An 18,194-nucleotide genomic window follows, 5' to 3' on the forward strand; every position below is an offset into this window, starting at 1 on the left:
AAATCTGCGACAATCGCCCCCCTGCGCCACTAGACGACTTTTGCGTACCTGATGACTGACGAATCGCCTTCCATCGACAAACTGCTGAAAAACCTCGATCACGCCATGCTCGCCGACCGCCACCGGCTGCGGCGGCAGTTGCTTGAGCTGCGCAAGAAACCCGACGAGGCCAAGCTGGCCCTGTGGGTGACGCGTATGCAGGCGTCCTGTGACCAGGTGTTGGCGCGGCGCGCCAGCCTGCCGGTGATTCGTTACGACGACAGTTTGCCGATCGCCGCCAAGCGCGATGAAATCAAGGAAGCGCTGCTCAAGCATCAGGTGCTGATCATCGCCGGCGAAACCGGCTCGGGCAAAACCACCCAGTTGCCGAAGATCTGCCTGGAAATCGGCCGAGGCCAGCACGGCCTGATCGGCCACACCCAGCCGCGTCGAATCGCTGCACGCAGCGTGGCCAGCCGGGTTGCCGAAGAACTGGCGACGCCATTGGGCGCATTGGTCGGCTATCAGGTGCGGTTCGAAGACCAGAGCGATTCCAACACCCTGATCAAGCTGATGACCGACGGTATCCTGCTGGCGGAAACCCAGAACGACCGCTACCTCGAACGCTACGACACGATCATCGTCGACGAAGCCCACGAACGCAGCCTCAACATCGACTTCCTGCTCGGTTACCTGAAAACCCTGCTGCCGCGCCGTCCGGACCTGAAAGTCATCATCACCTCGGCGACCATCGACCTGGAGCGCTTCTCCAAGCACTTCGATGACGCGCCGATTGTCGAAGTCTCCGGCCGCACCTTCCCGGTGGAAACCTGGTACCGCCCGCTGACCCTGGAGCAGGACGAAGAGGGCAACCGCGTCGAGGACGACCTGACTGTGGATCAGGCGATCCTCGCCACCCTCGACGAAATCGCCGCGTTCGAACGCAGCGAGCGCAAGAGCCCCGGCGATGTGCTGGTGTTCCTGCCCGGCGAACGCGAGATTCGCGATGCCGCCGACATGCTGCGCAAGGCCCAGCTCAAGCACACCGAGATTCTGCCGCTGTACGCGCGGTTGTCGCCGGCCGAACAGCAGCGGATTTTCCAGTCGCACCCGGGCCGTCGCGTGGTGCTGGCGACCAACGTCGCGGAAACCTCGCTGACCGTGCCGGGCATCCGTTACGTGATCGACAGCGGCACCGCGCGCATCAGCCGTTACAGCTACCGCGCCAAGGTCCAGCGCCTGCCCATCGAAGCCATTTCCCAGGCCAGCGCCAATCAGCGTAAAGGCCGTTGCGGACGGGTCGAACCGGGCATTTGCATCCGCCTCTATGGCGAAGAAGACTTCATCGGTCGCCCGGAATTTACCGACCCGGAAATTCTGCGGACCAACCTCGCGGCGGTGATTTTGCAGATGCTGCATCTGCGCCTCGGCGAGATCACCGACTTCCCGTTTATCGAGCCGCCGGATGGCAAGGCCATCAGCGACGGCTTCAACCTGCTGCAAGAACTCTCGGCAGTGGACCGCAACAGCCAGCTGACCCCGCTCGGTCGCCAGTTGGCGCGCCTGCCGGTGGACCCGCGCATGGGACGCATGCTGCTGGAAGCGGCGAAACTCGGCAGCCTGCAGGAAGTGCTGATCGTCGCCAGCGCCATGTCGATTCAGGACCCGCGCGAGCGTCCGCCGGAGCGCCAGCAAGCGGCGGATCAGGCCCACGCACAGTGGAAAGACGTGGATTCGGATTTCGCCGGGCTGGTCAATCTGTGGCGAGGTTTTGAAGAACAACGCCAGGCGCTGACGGCCAGTCCACTGCGCAATTGGTGCCGTAAGAACTTCCTCAATTACCTGCGCCTGCGCGAATGGCGCGACTCGCACCGGCAGTTGAGCCTGATCTGCCGCGACATGCAGTTGAGCCTGAACAAAGAGCCGGCGGATTACCCGAAACTGCACAAAGCCGTGCTCTCGGGCCTGCTCAGCCAGATCGGCCAGAAAACCGATGAAGGCGATTACCTCGGTGCGCGTCAGCGACGTTTCTGGATTCACCCGTCATCCGGGCTGGGCAAAAAGCGCCCGCAATGGCTGATGACCGCCGAACTGGTGGAAACCACCAAGCTCTATGCGCGCATGGTCGCCAAGATCGATTCCGATTGGATCGAGCCGCTGGCCGGGCACCTGATCAAGAAAAACCACTTCGAACCGCACTGGGAGAAGAAGCGCGGTCAAGTCGTGGCGTTCGAGCAGATCACTTTGTTCGGGCTGATCGTGGTCGGTCGCCGGCCGGTGCATTACGGGCCGATTGACCCGGTGGTGTCCCGTGAGTTTTTCATTCGCGAAGGTTTGGTGCGGGGCGAGATTCAGTCCAAAGCCAAATGTTTGTCGGCCAATGCGCAATTGCTTGAACAGCTCGACGAACTGGAAGCCAAGGCTCGTCGCCGTGACATCCTGGCGGACGAAGAAACCCTGTTCGCTTTCTACGATGCGCGACTGCCGGCGGAGATTCACCAGACCGCGACTTTCGACAGTTGGTACAAGGTCAACAGCCAGAAAGACCCGCAGCTGCTGATCATGCGCGAAGAAGACGTGCTGGCCCGCGAGGCCAGTGAAGTCACCGCCCTGCATTACCCGGACACCTTGCACATCGGCGATCTGGAACTGGCCCTCAGTTACCACTTCGAGCCGAATCACCCGCGCGACGGCGTGACCCTGCGCGTGCCAGCGCCGTTGTTGCCGATGTTGCCGCCGGAACGCCTGGAATGGTTGGTGCCGGGCGTGATCGAGGCCAAGTGCATCGCGCTGGTGCGCAACCTGCCCAAAGCCCTGCGCAAGAACTTTGTGCCGGTGCCGGACTTCGTCAAAGCCGCGTTGCAGCGCATGACCTTTGCCGAGGGCTCGTTGCCGCAGGCGTTGGGCCGCGAACTGTTGCGCATGACGGGCGCGCGAGTCAGCGATGAAGCCTGGGCGGAAGCATCGCAACAGGTCGACAGTCATCTGCGGATGAACCTGGAAATCGTCGACGGCCAGGGCAAGTTCCTCGGCGAAGGGCGAGACCTGGCCGAATTGACCGCACGTTTTGCCGAAGCCAGCCAGGCCGCGTTGGCCGTGCCGCAAACCGCGAAAAGCCAGCAGCCGGTGGAGGCGAAAGTCTTCGCGGCGGTGGCGGAAAAGACTCAACAGAAGATCGCCGGGCTGTCGATGACGGTGTATCCGGCGCTGGTGGAAGAGAGCGGCACGGTCAGGGAAGGGCGTTTCTCGACCCCGGCCGAAGCCGAGTTCCAGCATCGCCGCGCCTTGCAGCGGTTGCTGATGCAACAACTGGCTGACACGGCCAAGTTCCTGCGCGGCAAATTGCCGGGGCTGACCGAATTGGGCCTGATGTACCGCGACATGGGGCGCATCGACAGTCTGGTGGAAGACATTCTGCTGGCCAGTCTCGACAGCTGCATTCTCGACGGCGAAGACCCGTTGCCACGCGATGGCGCCGGATTGGCGGCGCTGGCCGAGCGCAAGCGCGGCGGCTGGACAGAGCACGCCGAGCGTCTGGCCAAGTTGACGCTGGAGATTCTCAAGCACTGGCACGGCCTGCAAAAACGCTTCAAGGGCAAGATTGACCTGGCACAAGCCGTGGCCCTGAACGACATCAAGCAGCAGCTCAGCCATCTGGTGTATCCGGGGTTTGTCCGGGAAACACCGATGCAGTGGCTCAAGGAGTTGCCGCGTTACCTGAAAGCCGTCGAGCAGCGCTCTGAGAAAATCGGTGCCCAGGTGCAGAGGGATCGGGTCTGGAGTGGCGAATTGTCTGGCCTGTGGGCGCAATATCAGACTCGCGCCAGCAAGCACGCCCAGGAAGGCAAGCGCGATCCGCAACTGGAACTCTATCGCTGGTGGCTGGAGGAATACCGGGTTTCGCTGTTCGCCCAGCAACTGGGGACCAAAGTGCCGATCTCCGACAAGCGCTTGAACAAGCAATGGACCCAGGTCGAACCGTGACACTTCCCCTGTGGGAGCGGGCTTGCCCGCGAAGGGGCCGTCAGCTCCAGCATCAATGTTGACTGACACACCGCTTTCGCGGGCAAGCCCGCTCCCACAGGTACCCGTTTGTTCCAGCAAATAGGGTCAAAACCCAATGTTTATGGCAAACTTCGCGCCTATAAACGCCGGTCCCGCGGTTTTGAGCCTCTCAAGGTTCGGGCGGTACGGAATAAAGCGATGCCAGGTGTGCTTCCCGTGACGGGAACAGACCCTTTGTGTGTTGGTACGTCGGTGCCAATGCTTTCTGCCTGAACAGATTAGAGAAACGACCATGCATAACGTCGTCATCAGCGGCACCGGCCTGTATACCCCGGCCAACAGCATCTCCAATGAAGAGCTGGTGCAGTCTTTCAATGCTTACGTCGCGCTATTCAACGCCGACAACGCTGACGCCATTGCCCGTGGTGAAGTCGAAGCGTTGACCGAATCCAGCGCTGCGTTTATCGAAAAAGCGTCCGGCATCAAGAGCCGCTTTGTCATGGACAAGGACGGCATCCTCGACCCGCAACGCATGGCCCCGCGTCTGCCTGAGCGTTCCAATGACGAGTGGTCGGTGCTTTGCCAGATGGCCATCGGCGCGGCCGAACAAGCCTTGCAGCGTGCCGGCAAGACCGCCGCGGACATCGACGGTGTGATCGTCGCCTGCTCCAACCTGCAACGCGCCTACCCGGCCATCGCCATCGAAGTCCAGGAAGCACTGGGCATCCAGGGTTTCGGTTTCGACATGAACGTGGCCTGCTCCTCGGCGACCTTCGGCATCCAGGCCGCCGCCAACAGCGTGCAACTGGGCCAGGCCCGGGCAGTCCTGATGGTCAACCCGGAAGTCTGCACCGGTCACCTGAACTTCCGCGACCGTGACAGCCACTTCATCTTTGGCGACGCGGCGACGGCGGTGATCATCGAGCGTGCAGACCTGGCGACGTCCAAGTATCAGTTCGACGTGGTCAGCACCAAACTGCTGACCAAGTTCTCCAACAACATCCGCAACAACTTCGGCTTCCTCAACCGCGCAGCGGAAGAGGGCATCGGTGCCAAGGACAAACTGTTCGTGCAGGAAGGCCGCAAGGTGTTCCGCGACGTCTGCCCGATGGTCGCCGAGCTGATCGCCACGCACCTGGAAGAGAACAAGCTCAACGTCAGCGACGTGAAGCGCTTCTGGTTGCACCAGGCCAACCTCAGCATGAACCACCTGATCGTCAAGAAACTGCTGGGCCGCGAAGCCACCGAAGAAGAAGCACCAGTGATTCTCGACACCTACGCCAACACCAGCTCCGCCGGCTCGGTGATCTCGTTTCACAAACATCAGGACGATCTGCCTGCCGGTTCCCTGGCCGTGCTCAGTTCCTTCGGCGCCGGTTACTCGATTGGCAGCGTGCTGTTGCGCAAACGTTGAGGGGGAAGGCTGTCGTTTTTTACTTGGATTCGTGATGGCTTTTCCTACAGCCGAAACAGTCGGGACGCTGTAACTTTCGGAAATGACAGTAGGATGTTGCTGACGGCGAAGTCCTGCTGACTCATTTTTCGAGGTCAGGACAAGGGGTTTGTGAATGGCGGCTGACGACGCGAAACTGCTGGAACGATTGCTGGCAGGTGAGCAACAGGCCTTCAAAGAGTTGGTCAGCACTTATCAGAGCCCGATGCGTGCGGTGGCTTATGCGATCGTCGGCAGCCGGCATGCCGACGAAGTGGTGCAGGACGCGTGGCTGTCAGTCGTGCGCCATCTGAGCAAGTTTGAGGCGCGTTCGAGCCTCAAGACGTGGTTGCTGACCATCACCGCAAACTCGGCAAAAGGTCGCTACAAACAAAACCGTCGTGAAGTGCTGCTCGATGACCTTCCATCGCCGCATGGCAGCGTTGATGACGATCGTTTTTCCGCCGCAGACGGCCACTGGCTGGTGGCGCCGTTCGCCTGGCACCAAGACACGCCAGAGGCGCTGTTGACCGAAAACGAACTACGTGAATGCCTCGAACACACCTTGCTCAGCCTGTCGGAACTGCAAAGCAGCGTCTTGTTACTTCGTGAACGTCAGGGCCTGGAGCTGGAAGAGATCTGTAATCTTCTGGAAATCTCGCTCTCCAATGTTCGCGTGCTGCTGCATCGGGCACGGTTGAAGGTCTTTGCGACCGTAGAACATTTTGAGGAAACCGGTGAATGCTGACCTGTAAGGAGCAAGTGGCACGCTCCAGTGATTATCTCGATGGCCAGTTGAGCTTTCGGGAGAAGTTGCTGGTGCGGCATCATTTAATGTTCTGCCCCAATTGCCGGCGGTTCATTCGTCAGATGCGCTTGATGCAGGCGACGCTGCGCGTCTTGCCGGAGGAGGCTGTGCCGGAGGTCGATGCACTTGCCGAACGTCTCGCTGCGGAGCGTCGCAAGGACATTCCGTAAAGTCGTGGCGTTATCGCAGGGAAGAGAAGCAGGCCGGCGTGGATGCATCGAACGGATGATGGGGATCGATCCATCCACGCCAGACTGTAAAGCGCCTCAAGCGTCCATGACCTGAGACGTACAACGGTGCTGCTTAGAACTTGGCTTCGGCATCCAGTTGCAGGGTGTTGATGTCCGAATCCTTGAGGTTGGCGTTGGTGTAGTCAGAGTTAGCCATGAAGTACGTCGCGCCCAGGGCGAAGTTCTTGTCCAGCTCGTAACTCACTTTCAACTTGCTGCCACGCGAACCGGTGAAACCGTTGGCGAAGTCGGAGTCGGTGAAGGCACCGACCACCGCGTTACGCTGTACGTCGCGATAGTTGTAGTCCACGGCGAAGCCATAGAACTTGGTCTTTACACCCGCCAGCCAGGCAGAATCCTGATCGTTGCTGGCATCTTTGTTGTTGACGTACTGGCCGTACAGCGAGAGCGGCAGTGGCAGGCCGGTGATGTCGATCTGGCCAAAGCCTTCGTACAGTTTGAATTGCTCGTTCGGGGTGTTGCCGTTGGTGGCCAGCACGGATGGAATGCTGGTGCCGCCTGCGGTGATGTCGTCGTCGTTGTCGTAGCCGTAGACACTGCCGCCCAGGGTCAGTTTCAGGTTGTCGGTGAGGGCGAAACGCGCGCCCAACTGGCCGGCGTACAGACGCAAATCGTGCTTGAACTGCACGCCGTCGCCGTCGACGTTGTCCTTGAGGGTGTAGTGGCCGGCGCTACCGAACAGCTCGGTGCTGGCGCCCAGCGGGTATTTGTAAGTGAGTGCCAGGCCTTCGGGGCTGATGTCGCTATCCCAGATGATGTCGCCCATGCTCACCCATTGCTGTGGCATCTTGCCGCCCACGATGTGCAGGTTTTTGGCGAAGTCCGGGTGGTAGTCGACGTAACCCTGGTCCAGCCAGATCGACTTCTTGTCGAAGTAATTGTCCAGGCTCTGGTTGGTGGAACGGGCGTCGTCGTTGTTACCGGTGGCGATACGGATGCCGGTGTCGACTTGTGGGTTGATCTCGGTGTAGGCACCCAGGCGGGCACGAACGCGCTGACGATCCTGGTCGCGGTTGTTGGAAACGCCATCGTTCTTGACTGTCTCCTGGCGGAAACGCACGTCGCCCTTGAATTGGGTCTTGGCGGCCCAGGCCAGTTTCTGGTCGAAGGTGCTCAGTTCATTGGTTTTCTTCGCAGTGGCCGCGATCTGCTCGTTGGTTTCCTGCTGAGCCTGACGGGCGATTTGCTGGTCTTTCTGATCCCTGGCTAACTCGGCTTGCAGTTCGCTGTATTGCGCGTTGGTAATCGAGCCGTTTGCCTTGAGCATGTCGAGCAGTTTGGCGTCGACTGCGGCGCTGGCCGGAACGCTCATGGCCAGCAGCAGACCGCCACACAGGGCCGCCGCAGTTTTCGTGGAAGCAAGACGCATATCAATCTCCGAAGATGTAAGGGGATGACTGAGCCATCCGGGACACAACCGACCATTGACGGACGGAAACAGTGGCCGGGTAGAACCCGACGCTCTAAAAACTGGCGCCAGTATCGCGATGGTTTATTACAGAGCAGTGGCAAAGTGATGGCTTCTCGATGACGATACAAAGACCATCTGAACTTTTGATCCAGAGCCCTGTCGGCGCTTTTTGACGGATGTGTAATGGCGGGCGATAGGCGATACTCGCCGGGCTGTTACGCGAAGAAGTCGAGAGGGTGTCAATGCCGCTGCAACGTCTGGAAAGTCTGTCCGATATTGGTCCGCGCACGTGGGATGCCCTCGTGCCGGATAATCAGCCGTTTCTGCGCCATGCCTTCCTCAGTGCGCTGGAAGACAGCGGCAGCCTCGGCCCGCATTCCGGCTGGCAGCCTGAGCACCTTTTGCACATCGAAGAAGGGCGGCTGATCGCCGCGCTACCCAGCTACCGCAAGTGGCATTCCTACGGCGAGTACGTGTTCGATCACGCCTGGGCCGATGCCTGTGAGCGTGCCGGCATCGACTATTACCCGAAGCTGTTGACCGCCGTTCCGTTCAGCCCGGTCAGCGGGCCACGGTTGCTGGCGCGCAGTGTCGAGGACGGTTTCGAGCTGCTCAAGAGCCTGCCGGGCTACCTGGAGATCGAAGAACTCTCCAGCGCTCACATCAATTTCACAGACCCTTTCACCGACGCGGCATTGGCCGAACAACCCGGCTGGTTGCAGCGGATCGGCTGTCAGTACCACTGGCAGAATCGCGGTTATCGGGACTTTCAGGATTTCCTCGACGTCCTCAGTTCGCGCAAACGCAAGCAGATGCGCAAGGAGCGCGAGCAAGTGGCGGGGCAGGGGATTGATTTCGAATGGCTGGAAGGCAAGCAGCTGGATCAGGCGCAGTGGGATTTCGTCTATGCCTGCTACGCCAATACCTACGCGGTGCGTCGGCAAAGGCCCTATTTGACGCGGGAGTTTTTCAGTCTGCTGGCCGAGCGCATGCCCGAAGCCATTCGCGTGGTGCTGGCCAAACAAGGTTCACGACCCGTGGCCATGGCCTTCAGCCTGGTGGGCGGCGACAGTTTTTACGGGCGTTACTGGGGCTGCCTGGCGGAGTTCGACCGTTTGCATTTCGAGACCTGTTTCTACCAGGGCATGGACTACGCGATTGCCAATGGCTTCCAGCGTTTTGATGCCGGCGCCCAAGGCGAGCACAAGTTGATTCGCGGCTTTGAACCGGTGATCACCCATTCCTGGCATTACCTGCGTCACCCCGGACTGAAAGCCGCGGTCAAAGATTTTCTGCAGCAGGAACGTCTTGGGGTGTTGGCCTATGCCGAGGAAGCGAGGACCGCGTTGCCTTATCGGCAGGCATGATCCTCGCCCGTCGCCTCAAGTACCTTCCTTGCCCAGCCAGCGATACGTCACGCCGCCAACCACAGCGCCAAGCAGCGGCGCCACCCAGAACATCCACAATTGCGCGATGGCCCAGCCACCGACCATCAACGCCGGACCGGTGCTGCGGGCCGGGTTGACCGAGGTGTTGGTGACGGGAATCGAGATCAAGTGAATCAGTGTCAAGGCCAGGCCGATGGCAATCGGTGCAAGCCCGGCGGGCGCACGTTTGTCGGTGGCACCGAGGATGATCAGTACGAACATTGCGGTCATCACCAGTTCACAGACAAAGCCTGCGGCCATTGAGTACTTGCCCGGGGAGTGTTCGCCATAGCCGTTCGAGGCCAGGCCGGCGGAGAGGTCGAAACCTTCCTTGCCGCTGGCGATGTAGTAGATCAGCGCGGCGGCGATGATCGCGCCAATCACCTGGGCGATGATGTACGCAGGCAACTCCCGGGCCGGAAACCGGCCTCCGACACACAGGCCGACGGAGACGGCAGGGTTGAGGTGACAACCGGAAATATGGCCAATGGCGAAGGCCATGGTCAACACGGTGAGACCAAACGCGATGGCCACACCCAGCACCCCGATCCCGAGGGGCGAAGACGCGGCGAGCACCGCACTGCCGCAACCTCCCAATACGAGCCAGAACGTACCTAACAGCTCAGTGACTGAACGTTTGAACAGAGGCATGAGAGCGTCCTTGATAGGCGACCTATCGAGACTGTATCGCGTGATGCATCCTGCAGGCTTACGACAGGCTCATCTCCAGAACCTTGGCTGAGTACAGCAGGGATTTTGCGGATTTCCAGCGGCCACAAAAAACCGCCAGGGCCTGTGGTTAGCAGGCTGTGGCGGTTTGTCGGGTGTAGATAGTCCCCGTGGGAGCGGGCTTGCTCGCGAAGGCGGTGTGTCAGGCAACATTGATGTTGACTGATACTCCCTCTTCGCGAGCAAGCCCGCTCCCACAGGGTGGGTGGTGAGTTCAATCAGTCGATCCCGACAAACCCACCCGTCTGGTGCTGCCACAGCCGCGCATACAATCCGCCGTGCGCCAACAGTTCGGCGTGGGTGCCGGTTTCGGCGATCCTGCCTTTTTCCAGCACCACCAGCCGATCCATCCGGGCGATGGTCGAAAGCCGGTGGGCGATGGCGATCACGGTTTTGCCCTGCATCAGGGTTTCCAGGCTTTCCTGGATCGCCGCTTCGACTTCCGAATCCAGTGCCGAGGTCGCCTCGTCCATGATCAGGATCGGTGCATCCTTGAGCAGCACGCGAGCGATCGCAATCCGCTGACGCTGGCCGCCGGAGAGTTTCACCCCGCGTTCACCCACATGCGCATCGAAACCGGCACGGCCTTCGGCGTCCGACAGCAACGGAATGAACTCATCGGCGCGGGCCTTGTGCACCGCTTCCCACAGCTCGGCGTCGGTGGCATCGGGTCTGCCGTAAAGCAGGTTGTCGCGGATCGAACGGTGCAGCAACGAGGTGTCCTGGGTGATCATGCCGATGCGCTCGCGCAGGCTTTCCTGGCCGACTTCGGCGATGTTCTGCCCATCGATGAGGATTCGCCCGCCCTGCACGTCATACAGGCGCAGCAGCAGGTTGACCAGGGTCGACTTGCCCGCGCCGGACGGTCCGATCAAGCCGATTTTCTCACCGGGTTTGATCGTCAGGTTAAGGTCGCCAATGATCCCGCTCTTCTTGCCGTAGTGAAAATCCACATGTTCGAAGCGCACTTCGCCACGGGGTACGGTCAGCGGTTTGGCCTGATCGCGGTCGGTGATGCTGACCGGTTGGGCGATGGTGCGCAAACCGTCCTGGACCATGCCGATGTTTTCGAAGATGCCGGTGACTACCCACATGATCCAGCCGGACATGTTGACGATACGGATCACCAGGCCTGTCGCCAGGGCAATCGCGCCGACCGAGATCAGCGACTGCGTCCACAGCCATAGGGCCAGGCCGGTGGTGGTGACGATCAGCAGGCCGTTCATGCTGGTGATGGCCACGTCCATGCTGGTGACCACGCGCCCGGCCAGTTGCGCTTTTTCGGTTTGCTCCTTGATGGCTTCCTTGGCGTATTGCTGTTCATGGTTGGTGTGGGCGAACAGCTTCAAGGTGGTGATGTTGGTGTAGCCGTCGACGATCCGTCCCATGAGTTTGGAGCGCGCATCGGAGGATTGCACCGAGCGGTCCTTGACCCGCGGCACGAAGTAATAAAGCGCGCCGATGAACCCGGCGATCCAGGTCGTCAGCGGGATCATCAGGCGCCAGTCGGCTTCGGCAAACAGCACCAGCGCGCTGATGGCATAGATCAGCACGTGCCACAGGGCATCCACCGCTTGCACGGCAGAGTCGCGCAGGGCGTTGCCGGTCTGCATGATGCGCTGGGCGATGCGCCCGGCGAAGTCATTCTGAAAGAAATTCAGGCTCTGTTTGAGCACGTAGCGGTGGTTCTGCCAGAGAATCAGGCTGGTCATGCCGGGGTTCAGCGTCTGGTGCACCAGCAGGTCGTGCAGACCGAAGAAAATCGGTCGCAGAACCAGGGTCACCACCACCATCCAGGTCAGCTCAAGTGCGTGCTCCTGGAAGAAATCCGGGTTCGGCGTGCCTTGGGCCAGGTCGATGATGCGGCTCAGGTAGTTGAACAGCGCGACTTCGATCAAGGAGGCGAACAAGCCGACAATCAGCAGGGCGGCAAAACTCGGCCAGACCTGCTTCAAGTAATAGGTATAGAAGGGGAGAACCCGATCCGGCGGAGCCGTCGTCGGAGCGTCGCGGAATATGTCGATCAGTTTCTCGAAACGGCGATAAAGCATCAGTTCTCCGCCCGCGCACGGGCTCTCCTTTAAACAATATGAGCGGCGCCGGATACCGGTAGCCGCTCAAGCACTCCTGTGCAGATTAGTCGATAACTTTGGCGGACTTGATGAACACAGGGTCGGCCGGTACGTCTTTCATGCCGCTTTTGGTGGTGGTCTGGGAGTTGACGATGACATCGACCACATCCATGCCTTTGACGACTTTACCGAACACGGCATAACCATCTCCGCTGTCGAGGAAGTCGTTGTCCTTGACGTTGATGAAGAACTGGCTGGTGGCCGAATCAGGGTTCGAGGTGCGAGCCATGGACAGCGTGCCACGCACGTTATGCAAGCCGTTCTTGGATTCGTTCTTGATCGGCGCCTTGGTTTCTTTCTGCTGCATTTGTTGCGTGAAACCACCGCCCTGGACCATGAAGCCCGGAATCACACGGTGGAAAATCGTGTTGTTGTAGAAGCCGCTGTTGACGTAATCAAGGAAGTTCTTGGTACTGATCGGTGCCTTGACCGAGTCCAGTTCGATTTCGATCTGGCCGTTGGTGGTTTCCAGCAACACGTGTGGCGCCTTGGCGGGCGTTGCGGCCATCAGGTTGGCGGCAAACAGAACGGAGCCGGCGACGAGGGCGATTTTTTTCAGCATGGGTCAGTGATCCTGAGTGAGGTGGTGTCGACTGCGGTGAGAAACTCGAGCAGGGTTTGGTTGAAGCGTTCGGGTTGATCCAGTGGGGTGGCGTGACGCGAATCGGCGATCACCACCAGCCGTGCATCGGGCAGCAGTTTTACGTAGGTTTCCTTCAGCGAGACCGGCGTGTAATCGCGGTCGGCGGTGACGATGAGGGTTGGACAGGCGACTCTGGAAAGTCGTTCCTGAACACCCCAGCCAACGAGGGCATCGAAGCTGGCGAGATAAGCATGTTTGTCGTTTTTTGCCCAGCGCTCGGCCATCTTTTGACGCAAATCAGCTTGTTCTGGTTTGGGAAATAGCTTGGCGCCCAGGGCCTTGCCGATGGTGCCCAGACTGAGGACACGCATCAGGCTCCAGCGCTTGAACCACTGCCAGTAATCGTCGCGGCTGCGCAGTTTGACTTCGGGTGCGCTGTTGACGATGCACAGGCTTTTGAGCATGTGCGGCTGATCCACGGCCAGTTGAAAACCGATCATGCCGCCCATGGATAAGCCCACATAATGCGTGGGGCCGAGGTTCAGGTGCTCCATCAGGGCGACCAGGTCGGCGCTGAATCCGGCGATGCTGTAGCGTTCGCGGGGTTTATCGGATCGACCGTGACCGCGTACGTCCGGGACGATCACGCGGTAATGAGCGGACAGCGCCGGGATCTGCTTTTCCCAGTCCAGGGTGCTGGACCCCAGCCCGTGGACCAGCAGCAACGGCGTGCCGTGGCCGTATTCCTCATAGTGCAGGTTGCAACCTTCATGTTCGAAATAGGCCATGCGGATCTCCGTGTCAGGCTTGTTCAGGGGCGGCGAACGGCGCATCCAGCGGCGCGGTGTCGAAGGTGCGCAGCAGTTCGATCAGGATTTGCGTCGCCGGGCCCAAGGGTTTGTCCTTGTTCGAATACAGATAGAAGCTCGGGTTGCGGCTGCCGCCCTGGTCCAACGGTAGCAGCTTGAGCGTGCCTTCCCTCAGCTCGCGTTCGATCATGTGCCGGGGCAGCCAGGCGAAACCCAGGCCACTGCTGACAAACGTCGCCGCGGTGGCCAGGCTGCCGACGGTCCAGCGCTGTTCGGCGCCGAGCCAGCCGACGTCCCGTGGTTGCTGGCGACCGGAGTCGCGGATGACCACTTGCATCTGGGTTTCCAGGTCCTGGAAGTTCAGTTCGCGGTTCAGACGATGCAGCGGGTGATCGGGATGGGCAACGGCGACGAATTCAACATCGCTCAATTCCGCGCCGAGATAGCCGGGAATGCTGAAGCCGGTGATCGCCAGGTCGGCCACGCCTTCGAGCAACACTTCTTCGACCCCCGACAGCACTTCTTCGCGCAGACGCACCCGGCAGCCACGGCTTTGCGGCATGAACGCGGTCAACGCACGGACGAGGCGGGCGCTCGGGTAAGCGGCGTCGACCACCAGCCGCACTTCCGCTTCCCAGCCTTGCTCCATGTGGTGGGCCAGGTCTTCCAGCTGGCTGGCCTGTTTCACCAGTTGCCGCGAGCGACGCAGCAACACGCCGCCGGCTTCGGTCAGCACTGCTTTGCGGCCGTCGATGCGCAACAGCGGCACGCCGAGTTGGTCCTGCATACGCGCCACGGTGTAGCTCACCGAGGATTGCGAACGGTGCAGCGCTTCGGCGGCCTGGGCGAAACCGCCGTGGTCAACCACGGCTTGCAAGGTTCGCCATTGATCAAGGGTCACGCGGGGCGCTTTCATGAATAGCTCCTCTTGTCCTAAGCTGGCAGTCCTTATTGGAGACTGCTGAATGAAAAAATTCTGTTATGTGGTGCTGGCGCTGCTGCCGTTGACTGCGTTTGCGTATCCGATCGATGTGACAAAGCAGCTTAATGGCATGAAGATCGACTACAACGCGTTCGATACGGATAACGACATCGCCTCCATCCAGGTCAACAACTACGGCGACACCGATGCGATCTGTAAGGTGGTTTTCAATAATGGCCCGGAAGCGCCGCGCACCCGCTCTATCGAAGTGGCCGCCGGCAAACACAAAAATGCCACCGCCAAGTTCACCCGCACCATTATCAAGATGCGAATCAACCTGACCTGCAGCCCCAAATGACTTTCAACTCTGTGGGAGCAACAGGCTCGCTCCCACGGGGCATGCTCAGCTTATAAACGAATTTATTGATGGGTTGTAGCAGTTATTTGCGCTTTTTCATCGATATGACTCTGTTTAACCTTCACTCCATCGCCTTACAGCATTCTCAGATGGAGCCTACAACCCATGTCACGCGTTCTGATCATCGAAAGCAGCGCCCGTCAGCAAGACTCGGTTTCCCGTCAGTTGACCCAGACCTTCATCAGCCAGTGGAAAGCCGCGCACCCGAACGACCAGATCACCGTGCGTGACCTCGCCGTCAACCCGGTTCCGCATCTGGACATCAATCTGCTGGGCGGCTGGATGAAACCTGCCGAACAGCGCAGCGATATCGAACAGGTCTCCCTGGAACGCTCCAACCAGTTGACCGACGAACTGCTGGCCGCCGATGTGCTGGTCATGGCCGCGCCGATGTACAACTTCGCCATTCCGAGCACCCTCAAAGCCTGGCTCGACCATGTGCTGCGTGCCGGCGTGACCTTCAAGTACACCGAGACCGGCCCGCAAGGTTTGCTCAGCGGCAAGCGCGCCTACGTGCTGACTGCTCGCGGCGGGATCTACGCCGGCAGCACGGCCGATCACCAGGAACCGTACCTGCGTCAGGTCATGGGTTTCATCGGGATCCACGACGTGACGTTTATTCACGCAGAAGGCATGAACCTGGGCGGTGACTTCCAGGAGAAAGGCCTGAACCAGGCCAACGCCAAGCTTTCCCAAGTGGCTTGAGGCTTTAATCGCCAGATAATCCCTTGATGTTCAAGTGGCCTGGCGCAACCCCTTCAAGGCTTTACGCGCATCGAACCTCCCTTTGCACTTGTTGCTCCTGAGTGCTGTCGCCCGATTGAACGCTTTAGCGAGATCGGGCTTTTTTTTGCCTGGGATTTGACGGGCATACCCATAACCCTGTGGGAGCGGGCTTGCCCGCGATAGCGGTGTATCAGGCAGCATTGAAGTCGAATGACACACCGCAATCGCGGGCAAGCCCGCTCCCACAGGGTTTTGTGTTGCCTGACGGTTCGCGATGACGGGAAAAACCCGCTATCGTCGCCGCCATTCGAAACGAGGCGAGCATGGGCTATCTACTTTTTGTCACGCTGATCCAGGCGTTTTCCTTCAGTCTGATCGGCGAATACCTGGCCGGCCATGTCGACAGTTACTTCGCGGTGCTGGTGCGGGTGCTGCTGGCGGGGCTAGTGTTTATTCCGTTGACCCGCTGGCGCTCGGTCGAGCCGGCGTTCATGCGCGGCATGCTGCTGATCGGCGCGTTGCAGTTCGGCGTGACTTACGTCTGCCTGTACCTGAGCTTCCGGGTGCTGACGGTGCCGGAAGTGTTGCTGTTCACCATCCTCACGCCGCTGCACGTAACGCTGATCGAAGATGCCCTGAACCGGCGCTTCAATCCGTGGGCGCTGGTGGCGGCACTGGTAGCGGTGCTCGGCGCGGCGGTGATCCGTTACGACCGGATCAATCCGGATTTCTTCATGGGCTTCCTGCTGCTGCAACTGGCCAACTTCACCTACGCCGCCGGGCAAGTGCTTTATAAGCATCTGGTGGCGCGTCATCCGAGCGATCTGCCGCACTACCGGCGCTTTGGCTACTTCTACCTGGGCGCGCTGGCGGTGGCATTGCCGGCGTTCCTGATGTTCGGGAAACAGAATTTCCTGCCCGAAGCACCGTTGCAGTGGGGCGTGCTGGTGTTCCTCGGCCTGGTCTCGACCGCGTTGGGATTGTACTGGTGGAACAAGGGCGCCTGCCTGGTGAATGGCGGGACGCTGGCGGTGATGAACAACCTGCATGTGCCGGTGGGGTTGCTGATCAATCTGCTGATCTGGAATCAGCATGAAGAGCTGGGGCGGTTGTTCTTTGGTGGATCGGTGATTCTGATGGCAGTGTGGATCAGTCGGTTGGGCATACGTAAACCTCTGACCGTCCACTAAATCCTGTGGGAGCGAGCAAGCCCGCTCCCACAAGGGGATACGCGGTGCTACATGATGTGTTTTTCGGGCTCGGGAATGTGGCTCACGCCTAACATGGCCGGTAGCAACCCGGCCCTTAAATCCCCGCCACTCGGCTGCTGATACAGATTCAACCCAAACTCCGGCAGCACCGCCAGCAGGTAATCGAAAATATCCCCCTGAATTCGCTCGTAATCCGCCCACGCGGTGGTGCGGGTGAAGCAGTAGATTTCCAGCGGAATGCCCTGCGCAGTGGTTTGCATCTGGCGGACCATGCAGGTCATGTTCGGCTGGATTTCCGGGTGGCTCTTCAAATATGCCAACGCATACGCGCGGAACGTCCCGATGTTGGTCATCCGCCGCCGGTTGGCCGACATCGCCGCGACATTGCCCTGAGCCTCGTTCCAGGCCTTGAGTTCGGCCTGCTTGCGGCTGATGTAATCGGTCAGCAGATGCACCTGCGACAATTTCAACTCTTCGTCATCGCGGATGAAGCGCACACCGCTGGCGTCGATGAACAGACTGCGCTTGATCCTTCGGCCGCCAGACTGCTGCATGCCGCGCCAGTTCTTGAACGATTCGGACATCAGGCGCCAGGTCGGGATCGAAACGATGGTCTTGTCGAAGTTCTGCACCTTGACCGTGTGCAGGGTGATGTCGACCACGTCACCGTCGGCACCGACTTGCGGCATTTCGATCCAGTCACCGACCCGCAGCATGTCGTTGCTGGTCAGCTGCACGCTGGCGACGAACGACAGCAGCGTGTCCTTGTAGACCAACAGAATAACCGCCGACATGGCACCCAGACCCGACAGCAGCAACAGCGGCGAACGGTCGATCAGCGTCGCGACGATGATGATCGCGCCAAACACGTACAAGACCATTTTCGCCAGCTGCACGTAGCCTTTGATCGAGCGAGTGCGGGCGTGTTCGGTGCGCGCGTAGATGTCCAGCAGGGCACTGAGCAGGGCGCTGACCGACAGCACCAGGAACAGGATGGTGAACGCCAGTGCGACGTTGCCGAGGAATATCAGGCTGGTCTTGCTCAGCTCCGGCACCAGGTACAGCCCGAACTGGATCACCAGCGACGGCGTCATTTGCGCCAGGCGATGAAAGACCTTGTTGTGCCGAAAGTCGTTGATCCAGTGCAGGGCCGGTTGGCGACCGAGCATTTTGGTCGCGTGAATAATGAGGTAGCGCGCCACTCGTCCGAGGACCAGCGCCACTACCAGCAGCAACATCAGCGCCAGGGTGGAATGCAGGAGCGGGTGCTGATCGAGGGCACCCCAGAGGTCTTGGATGTTGAGCCAGAGCTGTTTGATATCCATGGGCGAAAACGGTTCTTCTGTAGGAC

At 60.0% G+C, this 18,194-nt stretch carries 14 protein-coding genes and 1 pseudogene; 8 read left to right on the forward strand and 7 right to left on the reverse strand.

Going from position 1 to position 18,194, the window contains the following annotated elements:
• Positions 1-51 precede the first annotated feature (51 nt).
• The 4 genes from hrpA to DJ564_RS08540 all read left to right on the forward strand — a co-directional run bounded on the left by hrpA (position 52) and on the right by DJ564_RS08540 (position 6,394).
• Positions 52-3,963 carry an ATP-dependent RNA helicase HrpA gene (hrpA, locus tag DJ564_RS08520; protein ID WP_109628479.1) on the forward strand — a complete coding sequence of 1,304 codons (3,912 nt, stop codon included), beginning with the start codon at positions 52-54 and terminating at the stop codon, positions 3,961-3,963.
• A 313-nt stretch (positions 3,964-4,276) separates the two neighbouring features.
• Positions 4,277-5,398, forward strand: a complete 1,122-nt coding sequence (locus DJ564_RS08530) for a beta-ketoacyl-ACP synthase III (protein ID WP_109628480.1) — start codon at positions 4,277-4,279, stop codon at positions 5,396-5,398.
• A 154-nt stretch (positions 5,399-5,552) separates the two neighbouring features.
• Entirely contained in the window at positions 5,553-6,164 is a 612-nt protein-coding gene (locus tag DJ564_RS08535) for an RNA polymerase sigma factor (RefSeq protein ID WP_109628481.1), read from the forward strand.
• The gene (locus DJ564_RS08540) at positions 6,158-6,394 is read left to right on the forward strand and encodes an anti-sigma factor (RefSeq protein WP_109628482.1); all 237 of its coding nucleotides are present in this window, start codon (positions 6,158-6,160) and stop codon (positions 6,392-6,394) included. Before DJ564_RS08535 ends, DJ564_RS08540 begins: the two co-directional genes overlap by 7 nt.
• A gap of 133 nt (positions 6,395-6,527) precedes the next feature.
• Here DJ564_RS08540 and DJ564_RS08545 read toward each other — a convergent pair whose 3' ends face one another.
• The gene (locus DJ564_RS08545) at positions 6,528-7,844 is read right to left on the reverse strand and encodes a putative porin (RefSeq protein ID WP_109628483.1); all 1,317 of its coding nucleotides are present in this window, start codon (positions 7,842-7,844) and stop codon (positions 6,528-6,530) included.
• 284 nt (positions 7,845-8,128) lie between these two features.
• Between DJ564_RS08545 and DJ564_RS08550 the strand changes: the two genes are divergently transcribed.
• Positions 8,129-9,253, forward strand: a complete 1,125-nt coding sequence (locus DJ564_RS08550) for a GNAT family N-acetyltransferase (RefSeq protein WP_109628484.1) — start codon at positions 8,129-8,131, stop codon at positions 9,251-9,253.
• 15 nt (positions 9,254-9,268) lie between these two features.
• On the opposite strand, the gene aqpZ is transcribed toward DJ564_RS08550, so the two are convergent.
• The 5 genes and pseudogenes from aqpZ to DJ564_RS08580 all read right to left on the reverse strand — a co-directional run bounded on the left by aqpZ (position 9,269) and on the right by DJ564_RS08580 (position 14,482).
• Positions 9,269-9,964: an aquaporin Z gene (gene aqpZ, locus DJ564_RS08555; RefSeq protein WP_109628485.1), complete on the reverse strand. Its 696-nt coding sequence runs from the start codon at positions 9,962-9,964 to the stop codon at positions 9,269-9,271.
• A gap of 296 nt (positions 9,965-10,260) precedes the next feature.
• Positions 10,261-12,093 carry an ABC transporter ATP-binding protein gene (locus DJ564_RS08565; protein WP_109628486.1) on the reverse strand — a complete coding sequence of 611 codons (1,833 nt, stop codon included), beginning with the start codon at positions 12,091-12,093 and terminating at the stop codon, positions 10,261-10,263.
• Between the two features lie 85 nt (positions 12,094-12,178).
• Positions 12,179-12,736 carry a peptidylprolyl isomerase gene (locus DJ564_RS08570; RefSeq protein WP_109628487.1) on the reverse strand — a complete coding sequence of 186 codons (558 nt, stop codon included), beginning with the start codon at positions 12,734-12,736 and terminating at the stop codon, positions 12,179-12,181.
• A 3-nt stretch (positions 12,737-12,739) separates the two neighbouring features.
• A pseudogene (locus tag DJ564_RS08575) lies at positions 12,740-13,545 on the reverse strand (alpha/beta fold hydrolase).
• Between the two features lie 13 nt (positions 13,546-13,558).
• The gene (locus tag DJ564_RS08580; protein WP_109628489.1) at positions 13,559-14,482 is read right to left on the reverse strand and encodes a LysR family transcriptional regulator; all 924 of its coding nucleotides are present in this window, start codon (positions 14,480-14,482) and stop codon (positions 13,559-13,561) included.
• Positions 14,483-14,531: 49 nt separating this feature from the next.
• Here DJ564_RS08580 and DJ564_RS08585 point away from each other — a divergent pair, with 49 nt between their 5' ends.
• The 3 genes from DJ564_RS08585 to DJ564_RS08600 all read left to right on the forward strand — a co-directional run bounded on the left by DJ564_RS08585 (position 14,532) and on the right by DJ564_RS08600 (position 16,822).
• Positions 14,532-14,846 carry a 3-phosphoglycerate kinase gene (locus DJ564_RS08585; RefSeq protein WP_109628490.1) on the forward strand — a complete coding sequence of 105 codons (315 nt, stop codon included), beginning with the start codon at positions 14,532-14,534 and terminating at the stop codon, positions 14,844-14,846.
• A 165-nt stretch (positions 14,847-15,011) separates the two neighbouring features.
• The gene (locus tag DJ564_RS08590) at positions 15,012-15,611 is read left to right on the forward strand and encodes an FMN-dependent NADH-azoreductase (RefSeq protein WP_102594234.1); all 600 of its coding nucleotides are present in this window, start codon (positions 15,012-15,014) and stop codon (positions 15,609-15,611) included.
• A 344-nt stretch (positions 15,612-15,955) separates the two neighbouring features.
• Positions 15,956-16,822 (forward strand): carboxylate/amino acid/amine transporter, encoded by an 867-nt coding sequence (locus DJ564_RS08600; protein ID WP_109628492.1) that lies wholly within the window; start codon positions 15,956-15,958, stop codon positions 16,820-16,822.
• A 47-nt stretch (positions 16,823-16,869) separates the two neighbouring features.
• Here DJ564_RS08600 and DJ564_RS08605 read toward each other — a convergent pair whose 3' ends face one another.
• Positions 16,870-18,168: a mechanosensitive ion channel family protein gene (locus tag DJ564_RS08605; protein WP_109628493.1), complete on the reverse strand. Its 1,299-nt coding sequence runs from the start codon at positions 18,166-18,168 to the stop codon at positions 16,870-16,872.
• Between the last annotated feature and the right edge of the window lie 26 nt (positions 18,169-18,194).

The sequence above is a fragment of the Pseudomonas sp. 31-12 genome, from assembly GCF_003151075.1.
GTDB lineage: Bacteria > Pseudomonadota > Gammaproteobacteria > Pseudomonadales > Pseudomonadaceae > Aquipseudomonas.